At 72.7% G+C, this 7159-nt stretch carries 7 protein-coding genes and 1 pseudogene; 3 read left to right on the top strand and 5 right to left on the bottom strand.

What is annotated here, in order from left to right:
- A pseudogene (locus tag NBZ83_RS28380) lies at positions 1–331 on the bottom strand (hypothetical protein); the annotation flags it as partial.
- 685 nt (positions 332–1016) lie between these two features.
- Between NBZ83_RS28380 and NBZ83_RS34415 the strand changes: the two are divergent.
- From NBZ83_RS34415 to NBZ83_RS28365, 3 genes are all read left to right on the top strand, one after another.
- Positions 1017–1442, top strand: a complete 426-nt coding sequence (locus tag NBZ83_RS34415) for a helix-turn-helix domain-containing protein (RefSeq protein WP_261576161.1) — start codon at positions 1017–1019, stop codon at positions 1440–1442.
- A gap of 279 nt (positions 1443–1721) precedes the next feature.
- Complete coding sequence (locus NBZ83_RS28370) at positions 1722–2321, top strand: Cif family virulence factor (protein ID WP_261571189.1); 600 nt, start codon at positions 1722–1724, stop codon at positions 2319–2321.
- A 6-nt stretch (positions 2322–2327) separates the two neighbouring features.
- A complete protein-coding gene (locus tag NBZ83_RS28365) occupies positions 2328–3323 on the top strand; it encodes an NlpC/P60 family protein (protein WP_261576160.1) in 996 nt (331 codons plus the stop codon).
- A 69-nt stretch (positions 3324–3392) separates the two neighbouring features.
- On the opposite strand, the gene NBZ83_RS28360 is transcribed toward NBZ83_RS28365, so the two are convergent.
- The 4 genes from NBZ83_RS28360 to NBZ83_RS28345 form a co-directional block, all read right to left on the bottom strand.
- Complete coding sequence (locus NBZ83_RS28360; protein ID WP_261571187.1) at positions 3393–3551, bottom strand: cytochrome c family protein; 159 nt, start codon at positions 3549–3551, stop codon at positions 3393–3395.
- Between the two features lie 375 nt (positions 3552–3926).
- Positions 3927–5510: an FAD-binding oxidoreductase gene (locus tag NBZ83_RS28355; protein WP_261576159.1), complete on the bottom strand. Its 1584-nt coding sequence runs from the start codon at positions 5508–5510 to the stop codon at positions 3927–3929.
- 127 nt (positions 5511–5637) lie between these two features.
- Positions 5638–5946 carry a hypothetical protein gene (locus NBZ83_RS28350; protein ID WP_498041088.1) on the bottom strand — a complete coding sequence of 103 codons (309 nt, stop codon included), beginning with the start codon at positions 5944–5946 and terminating at the stop codon, positions 5638–5640.
- Positions 5943–7159, bottom strand: a 1217-nt coding sequence (locus tag NBZ83_RS28345; protein ID WP_261576158.1) for an NHL domain-containing protein, incomplete at its 5' end; no start/stop codon positions are given. The genes NBZ83_RS28350 and NBZ83_RS28345, both read right to left, overlap by 4 nt.

The following is a 7159-nucleotide window of genomic DNA, read 5'->3' as shown; positions in this document are numbered from 1 at the left end:
CGGTAGGCCGGGGGCCAGTGGCTCGGGCTTCGCCGGGGGCGGCAGCAGGGCCGCGATCGGCGCTCGGGTCGGAGCCGGTGATGCGCGCGGTCACGCCGGCGCCCACGCCGGTGACAGCCGCGTCGGTGGAACCCGTGTCGGCAGCTTGGCTGGAGCCGTCGGATCGAGCCGGAACCGTGGTGTCCTGCGCCGACCGGGAGGCCGGGAGATCGGTGTCGGCGGGCGGCGCCGGGCGGCGCGACGGGTCCGCCTGGTTGCGGGGCGCGATCGCGGCTGGTCGGCCGGTGCGGCGCGCGTGGCTACCGCGTGTGCGCCGGACATCCTCGTCCACCTCGGCATCCGGCGTGGGCCGGCCACCGGACCCGGCATCCGGCGGTTCCGCCGACGATGTGGCCTCTTCGGTGGTTGCGCTGTCTGCACCCGATTCGGTCGCCGATGTCGCATCATCGAGGTGGAATGCCTCGTTCTGCCACGCTTCGCCGGACGGCTGCGGCGAGTCTGACCCGCCCCGCCGCCGATGCCGTCGGCGCCCGGAGCGCGAGTAGGGAGGTGAGTCGGCGTCCTCGCCGGCCGGCGCATCGTCGCGCCCGTACTGGTCGTCTCGGTCGGGCAGCTGGTTGGAACGGGAGGCCGTCGTGGGGATGCGGGCGCCTATGAGCGAAACGGGCCGCGCGTCGCCTTCCTCACCGTACGGTGCCTGTGGCACATCGCTCACGCGCCGTCGCCCTCCCGGCTCTCTACAGGTTAGCTAGTGCCAGTTAAGGTTACTTACTGTTACTTACCTTCGGCTGCGGTCGGATCGATGTAACACGAGCCATTCGAGTATGACAAGCTCTAGTTGAGGCTACCCACAACGGACGGGCCGGTGTAACTTCCGGAACCGGAACCGGAACTGTGTGGTGCGTCATTGCCGAGGCGAACCGGCGGCTGGTTCGGCGGAAGATCCGCGCCGGGGGTCGGCGGTGGCGGCCAGGATCACGCGGCGCGAATCGTGCGGCGGAGCGAAAGGAGCGTCGGTGGCGCAGGACGGCTTCTCGACGGCGACGCCCCGGCCATCCGCCCGTACCGGGCGTTCGGGTGGCCCGCAGGGTGCGCCGCCGCCGGCCCGGACCGCGCCGGTCGGATCGTCTTCCCTGCGTTCCGCGCAGACGCCGCTGTCCTCGCCGGGTACCAGGCCGTCCGTGTCGGGTGGGGCCGGCGGAGTAGCCAGGCTGGGTGCCGCGGGTGGCTCGGGTCCGGCGACGGCTGCCGCGGGAGCGGCGGTCCGGCCGGCCGATGACGACGACGTGCTCACGGTCGACGAGCTGGTCGCCTGGCTACGCCTGTCCGAGAGCACGGTCCTCAAGCTCCTGTCCGAACGGGCGATCCCGGCCCGCAAGGTCGGCCACCAGTGGCGGGTGCGCCGCGGCCGGGTGCGGGACTGGCTGGACGGCCGCGAATGACCGGCGGCGTGGTGAGGGCGGGGACGAGGATCGCCGGTGTCGACGCGTCCGAGTGTGGCTGCCCGCCGGTGATCGGGCGCCACGGCGGCTCGGTGTAGCGGCGCCCAAGGTGTGCTCGTGATCCGAGGCGAGTCGGCGCCGCCGCGCCGAGGGCCTGGCCGGCGTCGAGCCACCGCCCTGGCCCAGGCGGCGAGGCGGGTTGCCGCCACCCGACACACGGGTCGGCGGCGCGCGGTGTGGGCTCCCACGCCGCCGGTCCCGATGTTGCTGGTGGCACCGATGTTGCTGCTGGTTGTGCTGGCGGGCTGTGGGACGTTGGATCGCGCCGCGGATCCCACCCCGAGTCCCTCGGTGACCACCGGCCCACCGCCGGGTGCCAGTCAGGCGCCGGGGCCCCCGCTGGCGACCGCGACCGCCCTCGCGACCGGCGAGGTCGACCGCACGAACCCGGCCGCGGTCGCGGCGGACTGCTTCACCCGCTGGCAGTCGTTTGACGCCCGGACTGACTCGGGGCCATCGGCCGGCGTCGAGCGTGCCCGGGACTGCCTCACCGAGGACTTCGCCGCCTCGCTCGGCGCGGGCGCCCCCGACACCACTGGCGGGGGCGCGGACGGACAGGCCTGGCAGGATCTCCGCGCCCAGGGCGCTCGCTCGCAGGTGTCGGTGCTGGCGACCACGCCCCTTGGTGGCATCGACACCACCGCGACCGGCCGCGTCGTGCTCCAGCTCAACGTGCGGCGAGAGAGCACGACGGGCAACGGTGCGCCGGTCGCGGCGTTGTCCACCCCGGCCCTGACGCTGCTGCGCCAGGACGACGGGACGTGGCGGGTCGCCGGAGCAGATCTCGCCAGCGTCGCCGGCGACGCGCCGGGGCGGTGAGGTCGGATGGCACGCGGCTTCCCGCCCAGGAAATCCGGGTGGCTGGTGTGGTTGGGCACCGGCTCGGCGATCGTCATCGGTGGGGTCATCCTGTTGATCTCGGTGCTGATCATGTCTCTGGCCGGGCCGTTCGTCGGTGACCATGGCCGGGGCAACAAGTCGATCGAGAACGCCGACGGGATCCCGGCCGAGTACGTGCAGCTGATCACGGACGCGGCGAACGGCGCCGGCTGCGTCGAGGTGACGCCGGCCCTGCTGGCCGCCCAGCTGCACCAGGAATCCGGGTTCAACCCGCAGGCCCGCTCGCCCGTCGGGGCGATGGGAATCGCCCAGTTCATGCCCGCCACCTGGGCCAGCCACGGCCAGGGCGACGTGTGGAACCCGGCCGACGCGATCCCGGCCGCGGCCCGCTACGACTGCGCGGTGGCGGCGTCGGTCGCGTCGGTGCCCGGCGACGGGCAGGAGAAGATGCTGGCCGCGTACAACGCCGGCGCCGGGGCGGTGCTCGCCTACGCGGGCATCCCGCCCTACACCGAGACCCGCAACTACGTGCGCACGATCCTCGCCCAGGTGCAGGTGTACGGGGACTCGCTTGAGTTCGGCGTGGAGATCCCCGCCGGCACGATCGCCCCCGTGGTGGCGTTCATGGAGTCACAGATCGGCAAGCCCTACGTCTGGGGGGCGATCGGGCCGGACTCCTGGGACTGTTCATCGCTGGTGCAGGCGGCCTACCGGAACATCGGCATCGAGCTGCCCCGGGTGACCACCGACCAGCTCCGGTTCGGCCCGGTGGTGGCCGGGGTCGACCCGCAGCCCGGGGACCTGTTGTTCACCCCGGGCACCGACGGCACCGCTGACGCACCCGGCCATGTCGGGATGTACATCGGTGACGGCCGGGTCATCGCGGCCAAGGGGGCACGCTGGGGTGTGGTCCAGTCCGACATTTCGGACTGGACTGGCACGGTCGCGGTGACGAGGCCGTTGGCCAAGGAACTCCGTTAGCCCACCCGGCTGATCCGTCCGTCTCCGCCGCGGCCGGCCGGATCGGCGGCCGGCCGGATCGGCGGTGGCTCAGGCGGTGGCCTCGGATACGAAGTCCGACAGCCCGTTGGCCACTCCGCCCAGCACACCCACGGTGTTGTGCACCACGTCAGCGGCGTTACTCGGCGCGGTCACCGCGAAGAACAGGATGAACAACCCGATACCCCACGGCCAGATCAGTTTCTTCATGCAGGACCTCGCAGCACAGCCAGCCGATTAGGCCGGACGGACACCAACGTCGATAAGTCACCGACAGCACTTGTGTACTCACCTTGAGTAGTTGCCGCAAGGGGAATCGCCGAGCGGTCGGCGACGCCTCGCCGGACGGGCGCCTCACCACCCGGCGTGGGTGACCCGCGGCCCCGTTCGTCCTCGGACGCGCCGGCGGACACCTGCGCGGACACGGCGTAACCCCCGACGGGACACTGAACGGACAGCGAGATGGCCACCTGTAGCCAATTGGCGACGCGAGTGTGGCGGGCTCTAATGGTTCATGCCACCCCGGGCCGGCGGACGTCGACTCCTGGCGCGGGGTGGCTACCCAAAGTGACCGATCTTTGCGGGTCAGGCCGGTGTGATGCCCTGCGCGAAGCGGAACAGGTCGTCGGGGTCGTAAGCCCGCTTCACCTGCCGCAGCCGAGCCAGGTTCGCCCCGTAGTACGCCTGCGCCCAGCCGGCGAGCTCGGGGTCGATGTAGTTCTGGTAGGCGGACCGGGAGACGAACGGCGCCGTCGCCTCGACGGTGGAACGCAGCCAGCGGCGGTTGTCCTCCTTCTCGGCCGGCGTGGCGTTCGAGGCGTAGCCGGCGACGTACTGGGCGCTGGCGATCGCGCCGCGATGGACGAACGCCGTGTCGCCCGGCGCGACCCGGTTGATCGCCCCGCCCCAGGAATCCAGGATCACCCCGCCCGAACCCGCCCCCGCGGTCCGCTGACGTTCCTCGACCGCGCCCAGCAGCACCTCGACGCCGCGCGGCGGCATCGGCTTCACCAGGAACGCGGACGCGGCTCGCTGGGCGACCCGTGCCACGGTGCCGCCCGGTGTCCGGCCGCGCAGGTGGCAGGACTCGACGGCACGGCCCGCGCAGCCACCCTCGATGAGCATCGCCTCCAGGTGGCCCCGGGTTGTGAGGTAGGTACCGGTGGGCCGGTGGCCGGCCGCGTCGACCAGGTCGGCGAGCTGCGCGCGCAGGCCGGTCACCGCGCCGTCGTCGGCGCCGCCCGACAGCACCCCGCTCACCCGCAGCGTCGGCGCGCCGCCGACGCCGGCCGCCGGCGCGGAGTAGGCGACGCAGGTCGACCACAGGCTCTCCGGTGCGCCGCCGGGCGCGGAGATCCAGTCCTGCCACGCGGCCAGCACGTCGGCGGCGTCGTCCCAGGCCCAGCGGTAGGTGAACAGCACCAGCGGCGTCGCCCGGTGGGTGGCGAAGGTGAACGAGGTGACGATGCCGACGTTGCCACCGCCCGCGCCGCGTAACGCCCAGAACAGATCCGGCTCGTGGTCAGCGTCGGTGTGCACGACCTCCCCGGAGGCGAGCACCACCTCGGCGGAGACCATCCGGTCGCAGGTGAGGCCGTAACGGCGGCCGAGCACGCCGATCCCGCCGCCCATGGCAAGCCCGGCGATGCCCACGGTCGGGCAGGAACCTGCCGGCAGTGCCAGCCCCGCCCGTGCGAGACCGGAGTACACGTCGACGAGCAGGGCGCCCGCGCCGATCCTCGCGACCTGGCCGGGCGCCGCGGCCACCTCGGCCATCGGGGTGACATCCACGACCAGGCCCGTCGTCGTCGAATAGCCGCCATAGCTGTGCCCGCCGGCGCGGACGGTCAGCGGCAACTCCGTCCGGCGGGCGAAGTCGATGCACGCCTGGACGTCGGCGACGGAGGTGGCCTGGGCGACCGCCTGCGGTCGGATCGCGTCGAAGGCCGGGTCGAACAGCGTGCTGGCCGCGGCGTATCGCGGGTCCGCCGGGCGCAGCAGCGGGCCGGTCAGGCGCCCGTCGAGGGCCTGCCAGTCGATGCGGGAGGGGGCAGGGCGGGTGTCTGTGTGGCAGCCGGCGAGTAGCGCGCTGCCGAGTCCGGCGCCGACGAGGGACAGCCCGCCGCCGCCCGCGGCCCGTAACACCGACCGCCGGTCGGGTCCGCCCACGCGTCCTCCCAGAGAGCCATCCCGAACCCGCCGCCCGTCCGCCGCGGTGCCACCGGCGTACCGACCAGCCGGCGCGTGCAATGTGATCGGCGGCGACCGGCGGGTGGCACTTATCGGGCCGGCGAGACTACCGGCGAACGTATGCCAATTCACGCGGTGACGGTGCCTCGCTGGCACGAGTGGGCTGCCGACGGCCGGCCCGAGCCCACGGCAGGGCAACCGAGTCGGCGCCATCGGCGTCGCCAGCACCTCCCGGGTCCAGCAGCACCTTCACCGCGACGATCAGGTCGATGAGGCGGTGCCGGCCGGCGAGTACGACACCGAAGCCACCGCGGCCGAGCTCGCCGCCCAGCTCGTGGCCGCCCAGCTCGTGGCCGCCCAGTTCGTGGCCGGGCAGTGCGGCCGCCACGCGCTCGATGTCCACGTGTTCTGTCATCCGGGCCGGGCGATCGTCGAGATCGTGCCGGTCGGGTCGATGCGCCGAACCTGGTCGTTGCCGTTGTCCGCGATGTACACGGCGCCGCTGCCGTCGATGACCGCCGAACTCGGGTTTTTGAACTGGGCCGCAGTCGCCGGGCCACCGTCACCGCCGGCGCCCTCGGTGCCGGTGCCCGCGATGGTGGTGATGATGCCGTTCGGGTCGATCTTCCGGATCCGGTTGTTGCGGTAGTCGGCGATATAGAAGGTCTTCCCGTCCGGTGCGATGGACAGGGATGGCACGTTCAGCTTGGCCGACCGGGCCGGGCCGCCGTCCCCGGCGTAGCCGCTCTCCCCGGTGCCGGCGATCGTGCTGATGATGCCGTTCGGGTCGACCTTCTGGATGGTGCTGCTGCCGAGATCGGCGAAGTAGAGCGTGCCATCGTCGGCCATCGTGATGTCGTTCGGGCCGTTGATCTTCGCCTGGGCCGCCGCACCGCCGGCGCCGCTGTAGCCGGCGACGCCGGTACCCACGTACGTCGTGATGATCCCCGCTGGGTTGATCTTCCGGATGCGGTGGTTCTCATAGTCGGAGAAGTACACGCTGCCGTCAGGCCCGGTGGTCACCTTCTCGGCGCTGTTGAGCTGGGCGGCGGAGGCCGGGCCGCCGTCGCCGCTGTAACCCGCGGTGCCGGTGCCGGCGATCGTGGAGATCACCCCGGCGGGCGTGACCTTCCGGATGCGGCTGTTCTTCGCATCGCCGATGTAGATGTTGCCGGCCTTGTCCTGGGCGGTGGAGCCTGGTCCGTCGAGCTGGGCCGCGATGGCCGGGCCGCCGTCGCCGCTGCTCCCGCCCGCGCCGGTGCCCGCGAAGTCATTCGCGGCGCCCACTGATGTGATCTTTTGGATCCGGTCGGTCGCCAGGCTGGACACGAGCAGCGAGCCGTCGGGGTCGATGGCGAGGCTGTAGGGGCTCAGCCCCTGCACGGACAGCGCCGGTCCCCGGTAGGCGGTGACGACCCGGGCGGCGATCGGGCGGCTGCGGTCATCCTCGCCGCTGGAGCTCGCCACGGCGAGGGCGATGCCGACGGTAAGCGCGACGACGAGGACGAAGGCGACACCGCCGATGATCCACGGAGTGCGGTTGCGGGCGCTCGCGGTCTGGCGGCGACCGGCCTGACGGGTGGGGTGGAGCGGCGCCGGCGTGGTCCCGGGCGGGTAGCCGCCCCACC

This window comes from Frankia gtarii, from assembly GCF_025403375.1.
In the GTDB taxonomy this organism is placed as follows: Bacteria; Actinomycetota; Actinomycetes; order Frankiales; family Frankiaceae; genus Frankia; species Frankia gtarii.
The sequence above is the reverse complement of the archived record's forward strand: the minus strand, read 5'-3'. Positions and strand labels throughout refer to the sequence as shown.

Coding starts and splice junctions, on each gene's coding strand:
- NBZ83_RS28370 (WP_261571189.1), top strand. CDS start 1,722: ATGTTGCTGCTGGTTGTGCTGGCGGGCTGTGGGACGTTGGATCGCGCC.
- NBZ83_RS28365 (WP_261576160.1), top strand. CDS start 2,328: ATGGCACGCGGCTTCCCGCCCAGGAAATCCGGGTGGCTGGTGTGGTTG.
- NBZ83_RS28360 (WP_261571187.1), bottom strand. CDS start 3,551: ATGAAGAAACTGATCTGGCCGTGGGGTATCGGGTTGTTCATCCTGTTC.
- NBZ83_RS28350 (WP_498041088.1), bottom strand. CDS start 5,946: ATGACAGAACACGTGGACATCGAGCGCGTGGCGGCCGCACTGCCCGGC.